This window comes from Stenotrophomonas pictorum JCM 9942 (genome assembly GCF_001431585.1).
GTDB classification, from domain to species: Bacteria; Pseudomonadota; Gammaproteobacteria; order Xanthomonadales; family Xanthomonadaceae; genus Stenotrophomonas; species Stenotrophomonas pictorum.
This window is the reverse complement of the sequence record NZ_LLXS01000033.1, coordinates 1-20,769: the sequence shown is the minus strand read 5'-3', so window position 1 is coordinate 20,769 and position 20,769 is coordinate 1. Positions and strand designations below refer to the sequence as shown.

17 protein-coding genes are annotated in these 20,769 nt (G+C 67.0%); 10 read left to right on the top strand and 7 right to left on the bottom strand.

Annotated elements, in window-relative coordinates:
• Nucleotides 1-88: 88 nt before the first annotated feature.
• Nucleotides 89-613, bottom strand: coding sequence for a hypothetical protein (locus tag ARC78_RS11020; protein ID WP_057506300.1), 525 nt, complete (start codon nt 611-613; stop codon nt 89-91).
• Nucleotides 614-1,170: 557 nt separating this feature from the next.
• Between ARC78_RS11020 and ARC78_RS11015 the strand changes: the two genes are divergently transcribed.
• Nucleotides 1,171-2,271 (top strand): NAD(P)-dependent alcohol dehydrogenase, encoded by a 1,101-nt coding sequence (locus ARC78_RS11015; RefSeq protein WP_199398911.1) that lies wholly within the window; start codon nt 1,171-1,173, stop codon nt 2,269-2,271.
• Nucleotides 2,272-2,313: 42 nt separating this feature from the next.
• Here ARC78_RS11015 and ARC78_RS11010 read toward each other — a convergent pair whose 3' ends face one another.
• Nucleotides 2,314-3,156 carry a class I SAM-dependent methyltransferase gene (locus ARC78_RS11010; protein WP_054659063.1) on the bottom strand — a complete coding sequence of 281 codons (843 nt, stop codon included), beginning with the start codon at nt 3,154-3,156 and terminating at the stop codon, nt 2,314-2,316.
• A 257-nt stretch (nt 3,157-3,413) separates the two neighbouring features.
• Between ARC78_RS11010 and ARC78_RS11005 the strand changes: the two genes are divergently transcribed.
• The gene (locus ARC78_RS11005; RefSeq protein WP_054659065.1) at nt 3,414-4,907 is read left to right on the top strand and encodes a SulP family inorganic anion transporter; all 1,494 of its coding nucleotides are present in this window, start codon (nt 3,414-3,416) and stop codon (nt 4,905-4,907) included.
• Between the two features lie 32 nt (nt 4,908-4,939).
• On the opposite strand, the gene ARC78_RS11000 is transcribed toward ARC78_RS11005, so the two are convergent.
• A complete protein-coding gene (locus tag ARC78_RS11000; protein ID WP_145974324.1) occupies nt 4,940-5,404 on the bottom strand; it encodes a hypothetical protein in 465 nt (154 codons plus the stop codon).
• Nucleotides 5,405-5,643: 239 nt separating this feature from the next.
• Here ARC78_RS11000 and ARC78_RS10995 point away from each other — a divergent pair, with 239 nt between their 5' ends.
• Nucleotides 5,644-6,039: a host attachment family protein gene (locus ARC78_RS10995; protein WP_054659069.1), complete on the top strand. Its 396-nt coding sequence runs from the start codon at nt 5,644-5,646 to the stop codon at nt 6,037-6,039.
• 63 nt (nt 6,040-6,102) lie between these two features.
• Here the strand turns inward: ARC78_RS10995 and ARC78_RS10990 are convergent, their stop codons facing one another.
• Nucleotides 6,103-7,851, bottom strand: coding sequence for an acyl-CoA dehydrogenase family protein (locus ARC78_RS10990; RefSeq protein WP_096144956.1), 1,749 nt, complete (start codon nt 7,849-7,851; stop codon nt 6,103-6,105).
• Nucleotides 7,852-8,032: 181 nt separating this feature from the next.
• Between ARC78_RS10990 and ARC78_RS10985 the strand changes: the two genes are divergently transcribed.
• Together ARC78_RS10985 and ARC78_RS10980 are read left to right on the top strand one after the other, a co-directional pair.
• Complete coding sequence (locus tag ARC78_RS10985; RefSeq protein ID WP_145974323.1) at nt 8,033-8,956, top strand: hypothetical protein; 924 nt, start codon at nt 8,033-8,035, stop codon at nt 8,954-8,956.
• Nucleotides 8,957-9,146: 190 nt separating this feature from the next.
• Complete coding sequence (locus tag ARC78_RS10980) at nt 9,147-10,247, top strand: chitinase (protein WP_057506298.1); 1,101 nt, start codon at nt 9,147-9,149, stop codon at nt 10,245-10,247.
• Between the two features lie 54 nt (nt 10,248-10,301).
• Here the strand turns inward: ARC78_RS10980 and ARC78_RS10975 are convergent, their stop codons facing one another.
• Entirely contained in the window at nt 10,302-10,619 is a 318-nt protein-coding gene (locus ARC78_RS10975; protein ID WP_145974322.1) for an ASCH domain-containing protein, read from the bottom strand.
• A gap of 105 nt (nt 10,620-10,724) precedes the next feature.
• Here ARC78_RS10975 and ARC78_RS10970 point away from each other — a divergent pair, with 105 nt between their 5' ends.
• Complete coding sequence (locus tag ARC78_RS10970) at nt 10,725-11,504, top strand: lytic transglycosylase domain-containing protein (protein WP_057506296.1); 780 nt, start codon at nt 10,725-10,727, stop codon at nt 11,502-11,504.
• 29 nt (nt 11,505-11,533) lie between these two features.
• Here ARC78_RS10970 and ARC78_RS10965 read toward each other — a convergent pair whose 3' ends face one another.
• Nucleotides 11,534-12,019 carry a hypothetical protein gene (locus ARC78_RS10965; RefSeq protein WP_054661065.1) on the bottom strand — a complete coding sequence of 162 codons (486 nt, stop codon included), beginning with the start codon at nt 12,017-12,019 and terminating at the stop codon, nt 11,534-11,536.
• Between the two features lie 63 nt (nt 12,020-12,082).
• Here ARC78_RS10965 and ARC78_RS10960 point away from each other — a divergent pair, with 63 nt between their 5' ends.
• Nucleotides 12,083-14,170 carry an NHL repeat-containing protein gene (locus ARC78_RS10960; RefSeq protein ID WP_057506295.1) on the top strand — a complete coding sequence of 696 codons (2,088 nt, stop codon included), beginning with the start codon at nt 12,083-12,085 and terminating at the stop codon, nt 14,168-14,170.
• Nucleotides 14,171-14,290: 120 nt separating this feature from the next.
• On the opposite strand, the gene ARC78_RS10955 is transcribed toward ARC78_RS10960, so the two are convergent.
• The gene (locus tag ARC78_RS10955; RefSeq protein ID WP_054658719.1) at nt 14,291-17,395 is read right to left on the bottom strand and encodes a TonB-dependent receptor; all 3,105 of its coding nucleotides are present in this window, start codon (nt 17,393-17,395) and stop codon (nt 14,291-14,293) included.
• Nucleotides 17,396-17,981: 586 nt separating this feature from the next.
• Here ARC78_RS10955 and ARC78_RS10950 point away from each other — a divergent pair.
• The 3 genes from ARC78_RS10950 to ARC78_RS10940 all read left to right on the top strand — a co-directional run bounded on the left by ARC78_RS10950 (nt 17,982) and on the right by ARC78_RS10940 (nt 20,595).
• Nucleotides 17,982-18,419: a VOC family protein gene (locus tag ARC78_RS10950; protein ID WP_054658721.1), complete on the top strand. Its 438-nt coding sequence runs from the start codon at nt 17,982-17,984 to the stop codon at nt 18,417-18,419.
• Nucleotides 18,419-18,829: a VOC family protein gene (locus tag ARC78_RS10945; protein ID WP_054658723.1), complete on the top strand. Its 411-nt coding sequence runs from the start codon at nt 18,419-18,421 to the stop codon at nt 18,827-18,829. Before ARC78_RS10950 ends, ARC78_RS10945 begins: the two co-directional genes overlap by 1 nt.
• Before the next feature lie 116 nt (nt 18,830-18,945).
• Nucleotides 18,946-20,595, top strand: coding sequence for a M28 family metallopeptidase (locus ARC78_RS10940; protein WP_054658725.1), 1,650 nt, complete (start codon nt 18,946-18,948; stop codon nt 20,593-20,595).
• Nucleotides 20,596-20,769 lie beyond the last annotated feature (174 nt).

Sequence of the window (20,769 nt, the reverse complement as noted above, 5' to 3'; positions counted from 1 at the left end):
AATGGATGTGGATGTACAACCATGAACGCCCAAACATGGCCTTGGGCGGCATCACCCCCAAGCAGCGGTTGGCCATGGCCGCATAGCTCTACTTCTCAGAACTCTGGTTAATGGGGGGATTACCGCCGCGGCGCTGGGCCACGGCGCGCATCGCCCAAACGCGGGCGTCGTGGTCGCTATCCACTGGAGCGGCGAACGCCCCCGCTTGCGCATCTGCCTCCACCTGCCCCTGGTCATGGATGACCAGGGGCAGGACCTTCCACTTTCCGTCGCCACCCTTTTGCAGGGCTACGTGCCCGTGATCCGCTGGATTGAACAGCACGTAGCGGGTGCGCCGCGGCGGGCCGGGATCGACCAGTTTGAACAAGCGGTCGTGCGGGTGATCCTGGTCACTTCGCCAGTTCGTGCGCGAGTAGTTGTAGTGCACTCGACTGGGCGAGTTGACCGTGAACAGCTCCAGGTCGGCGCGGGCGTTGCCCAACGGGTCGTGAGGGTGGTGCGACAGGTCCCACTCCTCAACCTCGGCCAGCGACGCGCTGCCCAACGCCTCAATGGCGTCGACGGCTCGCCAATACTTGACGCCATCGCGTCCCGGCTTCTGTGTGGCGGCCATCGGCTACGTCCCCTGTCCAATTGTCCCCACGGCCCATGGGGGTGAGCCCCAAGCGCGGCACGATGAAGAAGACTGGAATAGTACTTTCCTGTACAGCGTGGGACCATTGCTCCACGGCTCACAGCGATCGTCAGGCTTCGAATCCAGTCCCCTTCTGGCGAATGTGAGTAACGCTGCGAGTAACCGCGGCGGGCCGTCAGAGAGAAGTTCTTCCCCAGCAATCTCTTGGGTGACGAATGTGATTGCTGGTGGGACCATGGAAGGCACCGGGAGTTTCCACTCCGGTGCCTTTTTTGTGCGCGATGGCTGTTGGCGTGATCCCGGCGTAACGTCGATGTGAGCGCGTCTGCGGGGTGTGCGGGCAAGGGGCATGCCGGCGTGGCGGGTTTGGCGCAGCCCGTGTGCGCGGGGAGGGGAACTTCCCGGCGCCCGGGGTTTGGGCGGCCTGCACTGGGCTGGCGAGGTGGCTTGTGCCGTCAACAGGCCGTTACCACGCCGGGAGTATGCTCGGCCCGACCGGTGGCGGCCGGGCCCCTTCCCTCGCTGAGGAATGCATCATGAGCATGATGAAAGCTGCCGTATTCGTTGAGCCCGGGCGTATCGAGCTGGCCGACAAACCCATCCCTGATGTCGGTCCCAACGATGCGCTGATCCGCATCACCACCACCACCATCTGCGGGACCGATGTACATATCCTCAAAGGCGAGTACCCGGTCGCCAAAGGACTGACCGTCGGCCATGAGCCGGTCGGGGTGATCGAGAAGCTCGGCAGTGCGGTGCAGGGCTACACCGAAGGGCAGCGGGTGATCGCCGGGGCGATCTGCCCCAACTTCAATTCCTACGCCGCGCAGGACGGGGTGGCCTCGCAGGATGGCAGCTACCTGATCGCCAGCGGCCGCTGCGGCTGCCACGGTTACAAGGCCACCGCCGGCTGGCGCTTTGGCAACATGATCGACGGCACCCAGGCCGAGTATGTGCTGGTGCCCGACGCGCAGGCCAACCTGGCGCCGATTCCCGACGGGCTGAGCGACGAGCAGGTGCTGATGTGCCCGGACATCATGTCCACCGGCTTCAAGGGGGCGGAGAACGCCAACATCCGCATCGGCGATGTGGTGGCGGTATTCGCGCAGGGTCCGATCGGCCTGTGCGCCACCGCCGGGGCGCGGCTGCTGGGGGCCTCGACCATCATCGCCGTCGATGGGAATGAGCACCGGCTGCAGATCGCCAAGGCGATGGGGGCCGACGTGGTGCTGAATTTCCGCAACTGCGATGTGGTGGACGAGATCATGAAGCTCACCGGCGGTCGCGGCGTGGACAGTTCCATCGAGGCGCTGGGTACGCAGGGTACGTTTGAATCGGCGCTGCGTATCCTCAAGCCCGGTGGCACGCTTTCCAGCCTCGGTGTGTACTCCGAGGACCTGAAGATTCCGCTGGCGGCGTTCGCCTCGGGCCTGGGCGACCACAGGATCAACACCGCACTGTGCCCGGGCGGCAAGGAGCGCATGCGTCGGCTGATGAACGTGGTCGCGTCCGGACGCGCCGATTTCGGGGCGCTGGTGACCCACCACTACGCGCTGGACGACATCGTCGCCGCCTACGATCTGTTCTCGCACCAGCGCGACGGCGTGTTGAAGATCGCGATCAAGCCCGGCCCTTGAAGCGCTGTGCCGGGGCGGTGGAGCGCCGCCGCCCTGTTGCGGTCAGCGTCGCACCGCCAGCACCCCGTCCAGCGCCAGCCCGGTCTTGAAGCCGGCTTTCTGCAGGCGGCTGGCGACTTCGCGGGGTAAGTCGCGGCCGCTGGTGAGTTTGTTCGGCGCGCCGGTGTAGTGGAACAGTTTGCCGCCGGGGCGCAGTACGCGCGCCAGCTGATCGTAGAACACCTGCGAGTAGAGTTCCCCGGCGATCCCGAAGCGCGGCGGGTCGTGCAGCACCGCATCCATCGAGGCATCGGCCAGGTGTTCGATTTCGCGTGACACATCGCCGTGGGCCAGATGCAGCCGGCCGTGTGCGGAAGCGGCTTCCGGGTCGGGCGACCACGGGTTGAGCGTGCGCAGCCACAGCACTTCGCTGCTCTTCTCGAACGAGCGGATGCCGGCCACTCCTTCAGCAAGGCAGCAGGCGGCGAAGTAGCCCATGCCGCCGCAGGTGTCGAGCAGCTGCTTGCCCCGCGGCTCCACCAGCGCGACCTTGCGCCGCGCATCGTCCAGCGGCGAGAGCTGCGCGCTGACCAGCATCTTGATGCCGTCGATCTCGAAGGTCGGAATACCCCAGTCGGTAGGCACCAGCTTGTACAGCGCGCTGCCGAACCGCGAGGCGGCGCTGAAGGCATCGCCATCCCAGTAATAGATGGTACGGTCCTTGAGTTTGTCCGGCCACGCAAAGCGCTGTCCGTGCCACTGCCAGCCGTCCTCAGCGAGGATCACGGCGGTCTCGCTGCGGCCCAGATCGAACGAGGCGTGGATCTGTTGGGCGCCGTTGTTGAGCGCCGTCCGCAGCCGCTCGAGCAGGGGGCGGGTGAGCAGCGGGCCGGTGTAGTGGGGCATGGGAGATCGAAGCCGGGTGGCGGAGCGCCGCAGCACCGGTGGCGTTGGGAAGGGGCGTGCATCGTACCTGACCGGGCCCGCATTCAAGGTCACCCGGAACGGGGGGAAGTCGTGCCGAGGCTGGCGGTGGACTTGCGTGACCGCGGGCGAATTTTGTCCGCAGCCCAGCCAGGCCGCATAATCCGCCCCCTTTCCGGCCCGCGGGCCGCCGCCGCGCCGTCGGTTACGCGCGTCCGCTGTTCCAGGCTGCCCAATCCATGTCCTTTCTCCGATCCGAACTGGCGCAGTGGCGTGCCCATCCGCTGCGCGAGCTGCTGGCCGGCGCGGTCGCCACGTTCGCGCTGATTCCCGAGGTCATCGCGTTCTCCTTCGTGGCCGGCGTGGACCCGCAGGTGGGGCTGTTCGCCTCGTTCGTGCTCAGCATCGTGATCGCGGTGTTTGGCGGGCGCCCGGCGATGATCACCGCCGCGGCCGGTTCAGTGGCACTGGTGGCCGCGCCGCTGGTGTCCGCGCATGGGCTGCCCTATCTGTTCGCCGCCGGACTGCTGGCCGGCGCGGTGCAGGTGCTGTTCGGCGCGTTGCGACTGGATGTGCTGATGCGCTTTGTCAGCAGCTCGGTGCGCACCGGCTTCGTCAACGCGCTGGCCATCCTGATCTTCGCCGCGCAGCTGCCGCATCTGGAGGCGGCCAATGCGGCGACCTGGGCGCTGCTGGGGCTGGGCTTGGCGATCATCTACGGGTTGCCATACCTGCCGCTGCCCGGGGTCCGGGTGATTCCCTCACCGCTGATCTGCATCGTGGTGCTGAGCCTGCTGGCGGTGCTGCTGCAACTGCCGGTGAGCACGGTGGCCGACCTGGGCCAGCTGCCGGGCGCGCTGCCACAGTGGCTGGGGCTGCCCGAGGTGCCGTGGGACCTGCAGACGCTGCGGATCATCGCGATGCCTGCGTTGGCGATCGCGATGGTGGGACTGCTGGAGTCGTTGATGACCGCGCGCGTGGTGGACGAATTGACCGACACGCCCAGCCCGAAGCACCGTGAAAGCATTGGTCTGGGTGCGGCCAATATCGCCAGCAGCCTGTTCGGCGGCATCGCCGGCTGCGGCATGATCGGGCAGACCGTGGGCAATGTGAAATACGGCGGTCGCGGCCGCCTGTCCACCCTGTTTTCCGGCGTGTTCCTGCTGATGCTGATGGTGCTGCTCAAACCCTGGATGGCGCAGGTGCCGGTGATCGCTCTGGTCGCGATCATGGTGATGGTCAGCGTCTCCACCTTCGACTGGCGCAGCTTCGGTGCGTTGAGACGGCACCCGCGCCTGTCCGGGGTGGTGATGCTGGCGACGGTGGCGGTCACCCTGGGCACCCATAACCTGGCCGCCGGTGTGGGCGTGGGCGTGCTGCTCAGTGGCGTGTTCTTCGCGCTGAAAGTGGCGCAGCTGCTGGATATCCGCATCGAGGACACCGGCGGTGTGCGCACCTACCGGGTCACTGGCCAGGTGTTCTTCGCCTCGGCCGATCCGTTCATCGACGCGTTCGATCCACGGACCTTGCCCGGTACCCGGGTGGTGATCGACCTGGATGGTGCGCGGCTGTGGGACATCACCGCGGTGGCGGCGCTGGACAAGGTGGTCACGCGGCTGCGCCATCACGGCGCCACAGTACGGGTGCACGGCATGGACCGCCACAGTCGCGGGCTGATGCGGCGCGTGCGCAGGGAAGGGGTGTGGGCCGAGGATGGCGTCTCCGGCAGCTGAGCCGGTGCGCACCGTTCACCCCGGCCGTGCGCTCAGCCGCGGTTGTACTCGACGAATTTGGCGAACTGCGCCAGTTCATCCAGCACGGTCTTGCCGTGGGTGAGGATCCGCATCGTGCGGTTCACGTCGTCCCAGCCGCTGTTGCCGCGCTTGCCGCCGTGGAAGACATTGTTGCGTGCCGCGCGCAGCAGGATCGCCACCGCCTGCAGTTCGAATTCGTTCTCATCGAACTCGATCTCGCGCCAGGCCAGCTTGCCGTGCGAGGTGCTGATCTGCTGCTGCGGGCCGGCTTCCAGCAGCGCCAGCGCATCGGGTGACAAGGTGTAGCGGGTGCGGTTGCTGCGCACGAACTTGTCCCAGTTCGGCTCGGCCTTCTTGCCGGGCTTGTCCGACTTCAGGTAGCCGGCTTCCTTCATGCAGAACTCGAAGCGGGCGAACGCGTAGAAAAAATCGAACGCGGTGTGTTCGAGCGTGGGGGTGATATCGGTCTTGATCATGTGCCGGTCCATTGCCGAGACGGGAGGAAGTGCCGTGGCGTGCAAGGGCAGCGGAAACGGGCGGCTCGCGCCGGACCCGTCGGACAGTCGAATGACGGCGGCGAGGGCTGCCAGTGTACGGGAAGCGCCCGGTGCCGGCCTAAACGGCGTGCCGCGCCGGGTGGTCAGGGGCCGGGACAGGAGCCTCACATCGGCCCCGTTAGGCTGCGGTTCCTGCCCCAAGTCTGCAAGGTGATGAGATGTCGCTGATTCCTCAAGGTACCTGGGTTGTGGTGGCCAATGGCCGCAGCGTACGCGTACTGCGCAATGTGGGGACCGAAACCCAACTCAAGCTGCATCAGGATCCGACCCCCACGCTGGATACGGAAAATGTCGGTCCTTCGGGCCTGCAGCCCAAAGAGAACGACACCGGTGAGGCCGCGTTTGTGAAGCTGCTTGCCGACTGGTTGAACCGGCAGGCGCTGGCACACCACTTCGAGCGGCTGGTGCTGGTGGCCGATGCGGTGTCGCTGGGCGAGATCCGGCCACAGCTGCACAAGGAGGTGCAGGCGCGGCTGCATGCCGAGATCGTCAAGGACTGGACCAACATCCCGTTGGATGACATCGAGAAGGCCCTGAACGCGCAGCGCATCTGAACCGGCGGGTCTCCCCCGTCACCCCCGACCGTCGCCGGGAGCGGCCCGCGCTTTTGATTCCTCTCAGAGCACGTCGAAAGCGTAGTTGCCGCGTTCCAGTACCGAAGCGGCCAGTTGCTCGACCTGCGCGTCCTCGTTGCGCTCCAGCCCGCGCACGTTGCGGGCCAGACGGCGGCGTGCCTGGCGGGCGAACAGCCCGGCGATGGTGACCCCTTCTCCGGCGGCCGGGTGTGACTGCTTGACCAGGCTGTCGGCGCGCGAGAGCACGCACAACCCGACGAACACATCGATGGCGATATCGGCGATGCGCTTCTGCGCGTGCTGCTGATCGGCGATGTGCTTGCCGTGCTTGCGCAGCAGCCGGTCCGAGACCTTGGACAGTTCGACCGTGTACTTCTCGCACAGCGCCGCCAGCTTGCGCAGCTCCGGCGCCAGCGGATGGGCGATGCGGTCGGTGCCATAGCCGGTGGCTTCGCGCATGCGGCGCCCGGCGTAGTCGCCGAGCACGCCGAAACCCTTGATCGGATCGTTGAAGATGCCGCCGACCGCGCTCTGCAGTTCACTCAACGTCGCGCCCACGCCCTTGAGCCCGGACAGCGCCACATACAGCCGCAGGATCTCGTTGGTGCCTTCGAAAATCGACAGGATGCGGGTGTCGCGGGTCATCTGCTCGTAGGGGAACTCGCGCATGAAACCGTTGCCGGCGGCGATCTGCAGTGCCTCGTAGCAGGCGCGCTGCACCGCCTCGCTGGCGAACACCTTGCTCATCGCCGCTTCCACCGAATAGTCGCTGCGGCCGCTGTCGATCAGGTGCGCGACCATCCACACCGCGCTTTCGGCGGCGAAGCAGTCCACCGTCATCTGCGCAATCTTCTCGCGCACCAGCCCGAACTCGCCGATGGTCTGGCCGAACTGGCGGCGCTCGTTGGCCTGCGCGCTGGCCAGCCGGATCAGCGCGCGCATGCCGCCGACCGCGCCGCCGCCCAGCCCGGTGCGACCGCTGTTGAGGATGTTCATCGCGACCTTGAAGCCCTTGCCGACCGGGCCGAGCACGTTGGCCGCCGGCACGCGCACGTCAGTGAAGGCGACGGTGGTGGTCGAGGAGGCACGGATGCCCATCTTGTCTTCGTGCGGGCCGTGGCTGACGCCCTCCCAGCCGGCCTCGACGATAAACGCGGTGACCTTGCCCTCGGGCGTGTCGGTACGGGCGAACACGGTGTAGAAGCCGGCGATGCCGCCGTTGGTGATCCAGATCTTCTCGCCGTTGAGGGTCCAGCTGCCGTCCTCGTTGCGGCTGGCCCTGGTGCGGATCGCCGCGGCATCGGAGCCGGCGCCGGATTCGGTCAGGCAGAACGCGGCGATCATCTCGCCGCTGGCCAGCTGCGGCAGATAGCGCTGCTTCTGCTCGTCGCTGCCGAACAGCAGCAGCCCCTTCATGCCGATCGAGCTGTGCGCGCCGATGGTCAGCGACACCGAGCTGTCGTGGCTGCTGGTCTGGCCCAGCACGCGCGCATAGGCGCCGTTGGACAGCTCCAGTCCGCCGTGTTCCTCGGGAATGATCAGGCCGAACAGACCCATCTCGCGCAAGGCCTGGATGAACTCCTCCGGCTGCTCGGCATCGCGGTCGTACTGTTTGAGCGCGGCGCTCTTGTCTGTCAGGAACTGGTCGATGGCCTCGGTCATCGCCCCGAGCATTTCCCGGTCGCGCTCGCGGATCTGCGGATAGGGAAACAGCACGTCCTCGGCGATCTGGCCGAAGAACAGCTGTTTGGCGACGCTTTCATCCAGATTCTGCGATGCAACGGTATTCACGGCACGACTCCTCGATACGGCGACAACGAAGGCCGGTGCTGGCGATCCGGCGCGATAACCCGATCATGCCCCTGCCGGCGCCGATATTGGAACTCGCTGCGGTTTTGCCGGTCTGTTGCTGCTGCCAATACGCCGCGACAGGGCCGCTGACCGTCCTGTGGCCCTTGTCCCATGGAGTCGCATGCGCCCAGTCCGCTCGCCAGAACCGTTGTGGACCCATGCCGTGGCGATCCTGGCGGCGGTCGCGGTGTCTGCGCTGCTGCTGCGATTGCTGTGGCAGTGGCCGCCGGTGCGCGAATCGCGTCCGGAGACGCGTATCCAGTTGCGCTGGCTGCTGCCGGCACGGCCGGTGACAGGCACGGCATTGCCCGGCACCCCGTCGCCACAAACGGCGCCATCGCGCCAGTCGCCGCCGCGTGCCACCGCCGCGGTCGACACCGTACCCGCCCCTGTTCCTGCCGCAGCACCGGTCCCGGCGAGCGCGCCGCGTTCGCCGCCGCTATATGGAAGCGACGGCCAGGCGGTGCTCGCACCGGATACCGTGGGTGAGGCAAAACAGCAGAGCGATGCCGAGCGTGTCTTCGAGCATCGCGATGAACTGGCCACGGGCGTAGGCGAGCGTGCAACGGCCAACCTGTTTTCGGGCAGGCGTGCCGGAACACGGCAGAAACGCTCGGAGAGCCTTATCTATGGTGAAGACATCCAGGCGGCTGAGGCGCGGCGGCCGCCGGATATCGCCTTCAACCCGGCGCGGCACGAACGCCCCTCGGACCTGGGCAGCGAGGCCACCGGCGATGCCTGGAAGGCTGCGCCGATCCGCTACGAGAAAGCCCCCGATCTGAAAGGGGAGGCCAGCCGCCGTATCCGTGCGGCGCTGGGTGATCTGGAGCAGCGCTATCCGCGTTGCAGCACGGCGCAGCGCAGCCACTGGCTGGCCCCGGCGCTGTCCCAGCTGGAGACGTTGCAGCGGGTGGAGTACCGCTACAGCCACGGCGCCGATCCGGTGGAAGCCGAACACAGCTTGCCCAGCGCCGCCGACAACGCCTACGACCAGGCGCGGCGTGCGCTGTGGGACGCCGAGCGGCGCATGAAAATGTGCACTTGAGCGGCGGACATTTCGCGCCGGCCGACAGGCGGGGCGAGGCCAATGCCGGGCAGGTCCAGACACTGCTGGAGCCACTGCCAAGACATGGCAGGCCAAACCCGGACAACTTTCATAAGTTGATGTTTTTGAATGGTTTTGGCAGGGAGGACTGGGCCTAGAATCGGGCTTCCTTCACATCTTCCGGATTGCGATGAAGTCGATCAGTCTGCTCGCCTGCGCCCTGGCGCTGGTTTCCACCCTTGGTTGCCAGGCGCAGCCCGACCCGGCCAGCGCGCCGGCGGCGGATGCACCCGCAGCGCCGGTTTCGCAGGCCGGCGTTGCCCCGGGCAACAGCCATCCGCTGCCCAAACATGCGCTGATCGGCTATCTGCACAACTTCGACAATGGCATCGGCGTGCTGCCGCTGGGCCAGGTCGATGACAGCTGGGACGTGATCGTGCTGGCGTTCGCCCAGGACAAGGGCGAGGGCAAGGTGGCCTTCACCCCCGATCCGGCGCTGGATCGCGCGCAGCTGATCACCGATATCGCCGCCAAGCGCGCACAGGGCAAGATCGTGGTGCTGTCTTTTGGCGGCGAGCTGGGTACGGTGACCCTGAACACCCGGCGCGACGAGGACAACTTCGTGGCCACCACCGCCGAGGCGATCAACACGTTCGGCTTTGACGGCATCGACATCGATCTGGAGAAGATCGCCGGCGTCACCCATGGCGCACCGGTGGTGCCGCACCTGGTCTCGGCGGTGAAGCGCCTGCACGCCATGTACCCGAACCTGTACGTGTCGATGGCGCCGGAGCACCCGTATGTGCAGGGCGGCTTCGTGTCGATGGACGGCATCTGGGGCGCCTACCTGCCGCTGATCGACGGCCTGCGCGACGAGCTGGACCTGCTGCACGTGCAGCTCTACAACAACGGCGGCCTGCCCACGCCGTACCGCGCCGAGAAGTATCCCGGTGGCAGCGTGGACATGCTGGTCGGTTCGGCGAAGATGCTGATCGAAGGCTTCGAGCTGGCCGGTGGCAAGGGCCGCTTCGACGGCCTGCGCGCCGACCAGGTGGCGCTGGCGGTGCCCTCGGGCCTGCGCGCGGCCGGCAACGGCTATGCCACCCCGGCCGACATCACCCGCGCTTTCGACTGCCTGACCACTGCCAGCCAGTGTGACGACGTCAAGCCGGCGCAGCCGTACCCGGGCTTCCGCGGGGTGATGACCTGGTCGATCAACTGGGATGTCACTGACGGTCGCACCTTCTCCGCGCCGGTCGGTACGCATCTGCGCGCGGCCGCCGCGAACTGATCGCAGGCGGTACAACGGCAACGGCGTCGCATCCTGCGTGGCGCCGTTGTCCGTTCAGTCCATCTGGAAGTGCACCAGCGTCACCGTCTCATCGGCCTGGAAGCCGGGGTAGATCTGCTGCAGCACCGCCAGCAACCCCTCCGGTGTGCGGCAGCTGGGGTCGTGCTCATCGGCCAGGTCAGCGGCGGTGAGCGTGTTGAAGTGGCGCAGCTGGGTGGTCAGCGGCACCGTGATTTCCGGTACGCCGGGTGGCAGTTGCAGGCGCGCCTGCGCCACCCCGTGCCAGCGGCTGCCGCGGCGGACGCTGAGGTTGCGGCCAGCGTGGAACTGCGGATTCACGAACGTCAGCAACGGGGCGGGGGACTGGTCCATCGTGGGCTCCGGGGAAAGTGGCGGTTCATTGTCGCGGCGGCGCCGGCCGGTTTCATCACCGCAGGTTCGCAAAACCGGGTCCAGCATCGCCTTCTCCAGTGAAAGATGCCGATCCCGATGTTGCGTGCGGTCGTCCTGGCTGTACTGCTGTATCTGCTGTGCGCGCCGGCGCAGGCCCGCACGGTATATCGCTGTGTGCAGAAAGGTACGGTGAGCCTGGCCACCGCGCCGGAGCCCGGTTCCACCTGCAAAGCCATGACCTTGGCCGACGACGCGGTGCAGACGCCCAACCTGTGGGGCAACCTGGGCGTGTTCAGCGGCACCCTGTACGAGCGCGAGCAGGACGGGGTGCTGGTCTATTCCACCCGCAACCTGCCGGGCTCGCGGCCGTACCTGCGGTTCACCGTGGCGACCCCGCCGGGCGAGCCGGCACATGAAGGTCTGGGCCGGGTGGGCCGGCCGCAGCTGGACCGGCACGCACGCCAGTTCCGCGCCGCCGCCCGTAGCACCGGGGTGGACGATGCCTGGCTGCGCGCGGTGGCCCACGCCGAAAGCGCGTTCGATGAGACCGCGGTATCGCCCAAGGGCGCGCAGGGCGTGATGCAGCTGATGCCGGAAACCGCGGCCGCGTACGGGGTGACCGATCCACTGTCGCCGGCCCAGTCCATCGCCGGCGGCGCGCGCTACATGAAGGCCCTGCTGCAGCGCTACAACGGCGATCGCACCCTGGCTGCGGCGGCGTACAACGCCGGTACCGGTGTGGTCAGCCGCTACGGCGGGGTGCCGCCGTATGCCGAAACCCGGCACTACGTGGACAAGGTGCTGGCGCTGTACAGCAAGTATCGCCAGGCGCTGGGTACGGCGCCGGAGCGGCCGGCGCTGTAGCCGCCGACTGCCCGCCGGCCCGCCGGCTGTCAATCGTGTGCCGGATCGCCCAGGCGCAGCTGCCGCCAGCCGACGTGGTGCATCAGCTCGCGTACCACGACCAGTGCGGCGACGAAGCCGGGCTGTTCCGGCAATCCCACGGATCTGGCCGGCATGCCGGCCGCCACCCGGGCAAGCAGATTGAAGGCGTGTTCGACCTGTTCGATCTGCAGCACTGGCCGCGCCTGCGCCGGCAAGACCAGCAGCCCGGTCAACGGCGCCAGCACCGCATCGGCGCAGTCCAGTTGCAGATGCAGATGCGCGCGCAGGGCCGGGATCTGCGGCATCAGCGCATCCTCGGTGCGGGCGATGGCCCGTTCCAGCGCCGCCTCCGACGGCGGGAAACGCTGCAGGCCGTCGGCCAGCAGTGCCGTCAGCGACAGCGGCAGACAGACGTCCTCGCCATGCCCCGGCCGCAGGCGGATCGGGTCGTGCTCCAGGTGCAGCTGCATCGGCGTCTCCGGCAGGCAGGCCATCTGGCGGTTCCGCCGCCAGGCGTGAGCGTCTATCGTGCCCGGTCCGCAACGGGTTGGGTGTACATGGATCGCAAGCATTGGGCAGTTGCAGTCGCCGCCGTCACCGGCGCCGCGTTGGCGGCCACCTTCCTGTGGGCGCCGCGTGCGCCGGAGCCGGTCGGCCCGGGACCGACCCCGCTGGGCTGGCAGGCGCGGATCGATCTGCTGGGCGGTGACGGTCTGGCCGGGGAGAACACCGGCAGCGCGGCGCAGACCCGTTTCAGTGATCCCTGGGGCGTGGCGATCGGCGGCGGAGTGGTGTTCGTGGCCGATGCCGGCGACAACAACCGCATCCTCTACCGCTGGCTGGATGGCCGCTTCCGGCTGCTGGCCGGCAGTGGCGAAGGCTTCGCCGATGGCCGGGGCGCGGCGGCCGCGTTCCACACGCCTTCGGGTATCGCGCTGGATCGGCACGGCAATCTGTACGTGGCCGACACCGGCAACCACGCCATCCGCAAGGTCACCCCGCACGGAGAGGTCAGCACGCTGGCCGGCAACGGCACGCCCGGCTTTGCCGATGGCACGGGCCGGCAGGCGCGGTTCAACGGGCCGATGGGTGTGGCGGTGGGCGCCGACGACCGCGTCTATGTCGCCGATACCTGGAACGACCGCATCCGTGTCATCGGCCCTGACGGCCAGGTCAGCACGCTGGCCGGTGGTGACCGGCCCGGCTGGGTGGATGGCGCCGGCGCGCAGGCGCGTTTCGACACCCCGACCGACCTGGCGCTGGCGCCCGATGGCAGCCTGTGGGTCGCCGATCTGCAGAACAACGCGCTGCGCAGCGTCACCCCGGACGGGAAGGTCACAACGCGCGTGGGCGGCGGTGATGGCGAGCGTGTGCTGTGGGGGCCGATGACCCTGGCTGTCACCCATGACGGGGTGGCCTATGTCGGCGAGCGGTCGAGTGGACGGGTGGTGCAGGTCTCGCCGCACGGTCATGTGGTCGCCGTGGCCGGCAATGAGACGCACCGCTTTGCGCGCCCGGCCGGGCTGGCGCTGGCACCCGATGGCAGCCTGCTGCTGGCCGATGCCGATGGCTACCGCCTGCATCACCTGCAGCGGCAACTAGCGGGTACAGCGCCGCAGGTACCGCTGCTGGGACCGTCGCCGGACAATCCGCTGCCGGCCAACCAGGGCCGCTGGCCGCTGGCGCCGCAGACCGGCTGGCACGAGGTGACCGGCACGCTCGGCGAGGTGCGCGGAAATTTCAGCGGCGAGAGCCGTCACCATCTGCACAGTGGTTTCGACGTGCGCGGCGATGTCGGCCAGACCGTGCTGGCCATCGCCGCCGGCAAGGTCAGCAGCCCGGCGGCGACCTGGACGCTGGGCGGGCAGGCCGAAGGCTTCTCGCTGGACACGCTGGACTACCTCCATATGAAGGTCGGCCGCGACGCCGCTAACCGCCCGCTCGATGCCGCCCGCTTCCAGCTGGTCAACGACGACAACGGCCGCCTGGAGCGCGTGCGGGTGCGCCGCGGTACCCGTTTCCAGCCTGGCGACGCGCTGGGCAGCATCAACAGCCAGGCCCACGTGCATCTGGCGGTGGGGCCCTCGGGCTACGAGCGCAACGCGGTGCGGCTGGGCTTTGCCAACTACGCCGACCGGGTCGCACCGAGGATCGATGACATCGCCCTGCTCGACGCCAACGACCGGCGTCTGCGCGACATGGTGGATGGGCGGCTGCGGGTCGCCCGTGAGGGGGGCGGCCTGCAGCTGGTGGTGGAGGCCTGGGACCAGGTCGACCACAACCTGCCGCGCCGCCGCCTCGGCCTGTATGCATTGGGCTATCAGATCCTGGATGCCGCCGGCCGGCCGTTGCCGGGCTACGAACAGCCGCGGATGAACATCGAATTCAACCGCATGCCGCCGCAGCGCGAGGCGGTCAAGGTGGCCTACGCCGCCGACAGCGGCATCACCGTGCACGGCAGCGCCAGCACCCGTTTCCGCTACGTGCTGACCAACACCGTGCGCGATGGCGAACTGGCCAGCGGCCTGTGGCAGCCCGCCGAGCTGCCGGCCGGTGACTACATCATCCGCATCAGCGCCAGCGACTACAGCGGCAACCAGGCGCGGGAGGGACGCGAGCTGCCGCTGCGGCTCACAGATTCATGAGCCCGCCCACAGGCACGGCGGTGTCCGCGTTCTGGATCGACCTGCGGGCAAAAAAAGACCCCGGCAGTGCGCCGGGGTCGAAGGTGCCGCTGTGTTCACTTGTCCGTGCTGCTTGCCTGATCAGAAGCGGTAGGACGCCGAGAGCATCATGTAACGCGGGGCCTGGCGGGCGATCGGCAACAGGTAGGTGTTGGAGACGGTGTAGCCCACGTCGGTTTCCGAGGTGACATCGACCTGGATCGGCTTCTGGTCGTTGAGCACGTTGAACACCTGCAGGCTCAGCGCCAGCCGCTCATCCAGGAACGCGGGACGGTAGGTCACGCTCATATCCAGGCCCTTGGTCCACGGCGTGCGCTTGGAGCCGGGCTTGGCGATCTGGCCGAAGCAGGTGTGATAGCTCGGGCCATAGCCGATCGGGTCGGCCTCGGTGGAATTCTCGTCGATTGTGCCGTCGGGGTTGTAGAAGCCCAGGCAGCTGATCGGCGTACCCGACTGCACCCGCAGGTTGGCCGCCACCGACCATTCCGGGGTGAAGGCGTAGCTGCCGTACAGCTTCATCGAGTGGCGCCGGTCGTTGGCGAGATAGCCGTTGGCGAACTGCATGATCTGCCAGGCGTCCCAATCCTGGGTCTTGGAGATGTTGGTCTGGCCGAACTCCGACTTCACCTGGCCTTCGTTGTTGCCCTCGCTCTTGGAGTAGGTATAGGTCGCACGGCCTTCCCAGGTGCCATCGAACGGATGCTCGATGAACACGTCGATCGCCTTGTAGGTGCGTTTGACGCCTTCGCTGAAGCCCCAGTCCTTGCTGCTCATGACCACGTCGGTGCGTTCACCGGTCGGATTCCCGGCGCCATCCAGGTAGGCCAGGCTGAAGGTGTTGCTGCCACCGGGGTTGAACATGTAGCAGTAGTTCACGAACACGTTGCGCCCGTCGGCCAGCTCGGCGTTGTAGCCCGAACCCTGCGCGTTGTAGTCCACCGCACCGATATGGTCGAGCATCGTGTACGGGTCACAGACGTCGTCGATGGAGGACTTCAGGTCACGGTAGGTGAACTTGGCGCCGGCGACCCAGCGCTCGCTGATCTGCTTCTCGAAGCCCAGGATGTACTCGTCCTGGTACATGTTCTTCAGGTCCTTCGGCGCGAAGGCCAGCACATCCACCGGATCGCCATACTCGCCGTTGGAGGAAACCGGTCCCGGTGGCGGCGCACCGTTCACGCCCGGTACCGCGGTCAGGCCGGTGGGCAGACCATCGGCGTTGATGCCGGTGTAGGTGAAGTACTCATAGGTGAAGGTCGAAGCCGAGGCGCCACGGATGGCCACGTTGTTGGGCATCGCCAGGAAGTAGCGGCCGGCGTTGCCGAACACCTTCAGCGTGGCGTCACCGAACACGTCCCAGCTGGCGCCCAGACGCGGCGCCCACTGGTTCTTCGCATCCATGTACACCGCGCCGGCGTCGTTCTTGTTGGTGAACTCGTCATTGCGCAGGCCCAGCGACAGCAGCAGGTTGTCGGTGACCTGCCAGCGGTCCTCCAGATACCAGGCCTTCTGGTCCAGCGACATGTCGGTGTTGTTGAAATACTTCAGCTGGCGCACGTAGTAGCCGTTGCCGCCGGGCGCACCCACGCCCAGGGCCGAGGAGATATTGCCGGCCGGATTGCTGGTACGGGCGTACTGCCAGTAGTCGGCCACCTGCGCGGTACCTTCATTGGTGGCTTCGAACTTGATGTTGTCCAGACCCACGCTGAGGGTGTGGTCGCCGACCACCCATTCCAGGTCCGCGCGCAGGCCCCGTGTCTTGTTCCTGCCATCGCGGCTCTGGTAACCGCCCTGGCGGTTGGGAATGGGCGTGCCGCCGGTGATGGCCGGGTCCTGGTTGGTGGCACCGACCACGTAGGGAATACCTGGCAGGATGCCCGGGTTGATCTGCTGGTTGGTGTACTCGTTGCTGCCGTAGGTGGCGCTCAGGGTAAGGTCGTCGCGCAGGTAACCGGTGTAGTTCAGGATGCGGTAGTCGTTCTTCTTGATGACCGGCGTCGGCACCACTCCCAGCTTTTCGCCTTCGACGCCGGTGTCCATGTCATAGGCGTAGTAGCTGCCGCTGTAGTCGTCCTTGCTCTTGAGCCAGGTGGCAGCCAGCATGTGGTTGTCGCTGATGCTCCAGTCCAGCTTGGCATACAGGTTGTGGTCGTCGTCCTTGCCGTGCTCGGTACGCGGCGTTGCCAGCGAATTGGGATTGATGACGGTATCGCGCTTTTCCAGTTCGGCGGCGGCGAAGAAGAACAGCCGGTCCTGCACGATCGGTCCGCCCACATACGCCGCGTAGGTGGTCCGGCTGGAGTCGCCGCCCTTGCCACGGCTGTACAGCGAGCCGGCGGCATCCGGATCTTCGTACTCATAGCCGTCGGGAAGGTCGAGGTTGGGCAGGTACAGGTCCTTGCGGTCATCGCGCAGATCCTTTGGCGCCCACGTGATTTCGCCGCCGAACTCCCAGGTGTTGGTGCCGCGCTGGCCGATCTGGTTGATCACGCCACCGTCGGAGCGGCCGTATTTGGCGCTGTAACCGCCGGTATAGGTCTCCTGCTGGGCGATGGCGAGGAACGGCAGGCCCGAGCCACCGAGATTGGAAAGCGGTTCGCCGGTGAAGAAGCCATTGATGTAATAGGCGTTTTCCGAAACGCCCGCGCCACCGAAGGACACCAGTCCGGCCAGTGCCGAATAGCCGCCGGCACCGGCCACCGCGCCGGGAGCGAGCAAGGCGATCGCTTCGGCCGAACGGTTGATCGGCAGGCGCTCTAGTTGTTCGGCGGTGAACACGGTACGCGTGTCGACGGCCGTGAGGTCGATGGCAGCCGCCGCGGTCGCCGTGACGTTGACGGTCTCCAGGGTGGAGGCATCACCGCCGCTGGCGAAGGAGGCATTGGTACCGGCGCCGACGATCACCTTCACCTCGCGCGTACCGATGACCTGGCCATTGCGCTGGGCGGTGATTTTGTAGTTGCCCACCGGCAGGGCGCTGATGTTGTAGCGGCCGTTGGCGTCGACCGTCACCGTACGGCTGAAGCCGCTGTCGTTGGTGACCTGGACCGTGGTGTCTCCCGCGGAGGCGGCGGGAATCGTGCCGTAGATGTTGCCGGTGGTGCTCTGTGCGTAGGCTCCCCCGGCAAGGCACAGGCTCAATGCAGCACTCAGCGCGGCGCGCTGGATCGTCTTGCGTTTGACCATCTTCTCTCTCTCCAGAAAATAGTGTTGGTACTTGCCGGGGCCCCAGTCGAACCTAAATGGCAAGTGAACAAAACCTATTCCTGTTGAGCCGAAAATTTAACCACTTCCGAGTATTTTTTTTTGGGGTGGGATTTTTTTTTCAAATTTTTCATGTTGTTACATGATTTTTTTATCGGAAGATCCCTTCGATTCTGTGATTTTCATTACGGTTGAGAAAGCGCAACCGGCACGGGATGCGCGGAAATTCGGTCCGGTGCGGTCCTCCCCGGCCGGTCTGCCGGGACTGTCGGGGAGGACCCCGCCGTGGCGTTTGGAGCGCGATCCGGATGCCGTTCTCGGGGCGTTACTCCGGTGCCAACCCGGCAGCGCGTCGTCGCTTGCTCCGCACACGGGCCGGACGCGGCTGATCGGGTTGTGATCAGCGGATGCTCATCCAGGCCGTTAAGCCGGTTGGTGGCGGCTGGTCCCGGGATGCGGATTGACTCCTGGGGCCTTCACCTCGGGCATGCCGGCCAGGGTGCAAGGTCTGTCGGTGTGTTTTCACCGCAGGCTGCCAGGGCAGCTCCATCGCGAACGGACCAATACGATGAGGCTGATTCCCTACCTGGGTTTCAACGGCAACACCGGTGAGGCGATGGCGTTCTACGCCAACGCACTGGGCGGCCGGGTGGTGTCGGAGATGAAGTATGGCGATGTGCCAGACGATGGCGGGATGGATGCCGAAGGCTGTGACGGCGTCACTCCCACCCCGGAGCAGGTGGCGCACGGCCAGGTCGAGGCCGGTGGTGCGATCCTGATGGCCGCCGACGGCCCGGCGGCCAACGGCCGGGGTGTGACGACGAGCAACGCCGATGTGGACAGCATCGGGGAGGCCGAGCGGGTGTTCACCACGCTGGTCGCAGGCGGACAGGTACACAGGGCGCTGGCCGAAACCTTCCGGGCGCAGCGCTGGGGCATGCTGGTGGACCGTTACGGCCAGCGGTGGATGGTCGACTGCACGAAGCCGACAGAGGCAGGCCCGTGATGACGGCCGCGTCCCAGAAAATCTTCGTCAACCTGCCGGTACGGGATCTGCCGGCGTCCAAGGCGTTCTTCAGTGCGCTGGGCTACCGGTTCAATCCGCAGTTCACCGATGACAATGCCGCCTGCATGGTGGTCGGCGACAGCATCTTCGTGATGCTGCTGGTGGAGCCGTTCTTCCAGACCTTCACGCCCAAGCCGCTGTGCGATGCGCGGCAGCACACCGAGGTGATCACCTGCCTGTCGGCGGCCAGTCGCGCGGCGGTGGATGCACTGGTGGACAAGGCCGTGGCCGCCGGCGGCCGCGAGCCGATGCCGGCGCGCGACTACGGCTTCATGTACCAGCGTGGCTTCCAGAACCTGGATGGCCACCTGTGGGAAATCGTCCACATGGACGGCCAGCCGGGCCCGTAACCAGGCCCCGCCTCCGGCGTGGCAGCCAGGCCGGCCGCCATGCACTCCGGCACTGCCCGTGCCGGGCGGGGGCTGGCTACACTCCCGGTCAGTTGTCTGACTACTGGAGTACCCGCGTGAAACGAGTCGTGATCAGCCTGTTGGCGATGTCCGTGTCCACGGCCCTGATGGCCGCCCCGCCGAAGTTCGACGGCGCCCGCATCTCGGCCGACGTCAAGGAGCTTTCCTCCGACGCCTATGAGGGCCGTTCCCCGGCTACCGCCGGCGAGGAAAAGACCATTGCCTTTCTGAGCAAACAGTTTGCCGCGGCCGGCATGCAGCCGGGCGGTGACCTGAAGGATGGGAAACGGCTGTGGACCCAGGCCGTGCCGCTGCTCAAGGGCGACATCGTCGGCAAGCCGCAGCTCACGCTCACCAGCCAGGGCGCCCCGCAGGCGCTGAGCCAGGGGCAGGAGATCGCCGTGCGCGCGGCGATGAACGGCCAGTCGCAGGTGGATATCCGGAACGCGCCGCTGGTGTTCCTGGGCTATGGGGTGAAGGCGCCGGAGCGCAACTGGGACGACTTCAAGGGCGTGGACCTGAAGGGCAAGATCGCGGTGGTGCTGATCAACGATCCGGACTTCGAGACCGGCGCCGGTGATTTCGACGGCAAGGGCATGACCTATTACGGCCGCTGGACCTACAAGTACGAGGAAGGCGCGCGCCAGGGCGCGGCCGGCGTGCTGATCGTCCACGAAACCGCACCGGCCTCCTACGGCTGGGCGACGGTGGCCGGTTCCAACACCAACACCATGTTCGACGTGGTCCGTGACGACCCGGCCGCTGCGCATCCGGCGCTGGAAGGCTGGATCCAGCGCGACCTGGCGGTGGCGATGTTCAAGCGCGCCGGCCTGGATTTCGAAGCGCTGAAGAAGCAGGCGCAGTCGCGCGACTTCCAGCCGGTGGAGCTGAAGGGCGAGACCTTCTCGGCCCACTACGCGGTGAAGAACGAGGTCATCACCTCGCACAACGTCGCCGCGCGCCTGGAGGGCAGCACGCACCCGGACGAGACCATCATCTACAGCGCGCACTGGGACCACATCGGCGTGGGTGAGCCCGATGCGCGCGGTGATCGCATCTTCAACGGCGCGATGGACAACGCCTCCGGTACCGCCGCGCTGGTCGAGCTGGCGCGCGGTTTTGCGACCCAGCCCAGGCCGCAGCGCTCGCTGCTGTTCCTGGCGGTGACCGCCGAGGAGAAGGGCCTGCTCGGCTCGGAGTACTACGCCAGCCACCCGCTGTACCCGCTGGCCAAGACCGTGGCGGTGATCAACATGGACGGCATGTCGCCGTACAGCCCGTCGCGCGATTTCGGCATCTACGGCTCGGCGAAGATGGACCTGCTGGACCAGCTCAAGGACGTGGCCAAGGCCTGGGACATCCGCTACACCCCGGATACCAAGCCCGAAGCCGGGCTGTTCTTCCGCTCCGACCACTTCCCGTTCGCCAAGCGCGGCGTGCCGGCGCTGTCGTACTCGGCCGGGCAGGACTGGATCGACGGGGGCGTGGCGGCCGGCAAGGCGGCTTCGGATGACTACACCGCCAAGCGCTACCACCAGCAGGGCGATGAATGGCAGGCGGACTGGACCTTCGCCGGTGCCGCGCGTGATCTGGAGGTGGTCTACACGCTGGGCGAGCAGCTGGCCAATTCGCGCCAGTGGCCGAACTGGAGCCCGGAAGAAGCCTTCCGCGCCACCCGTGATGCCAGCGCCGACCAGCGCAAGTAACCCGTACCGGGACGCGTGAGGGTTTGACCGAGCCCCTCTCCGGCCTGGAGAGGGGCTTTGCGTTTCCGGCCCCGCGCGCCGGGCGACGCCGGCAGGCCATCGTTTCTGCGCTGCGGTCCGCACGGGGGAGGCGAGGCGCAACAGCCCGCGCACGGGGGGCGGGCTGTTGCGCCT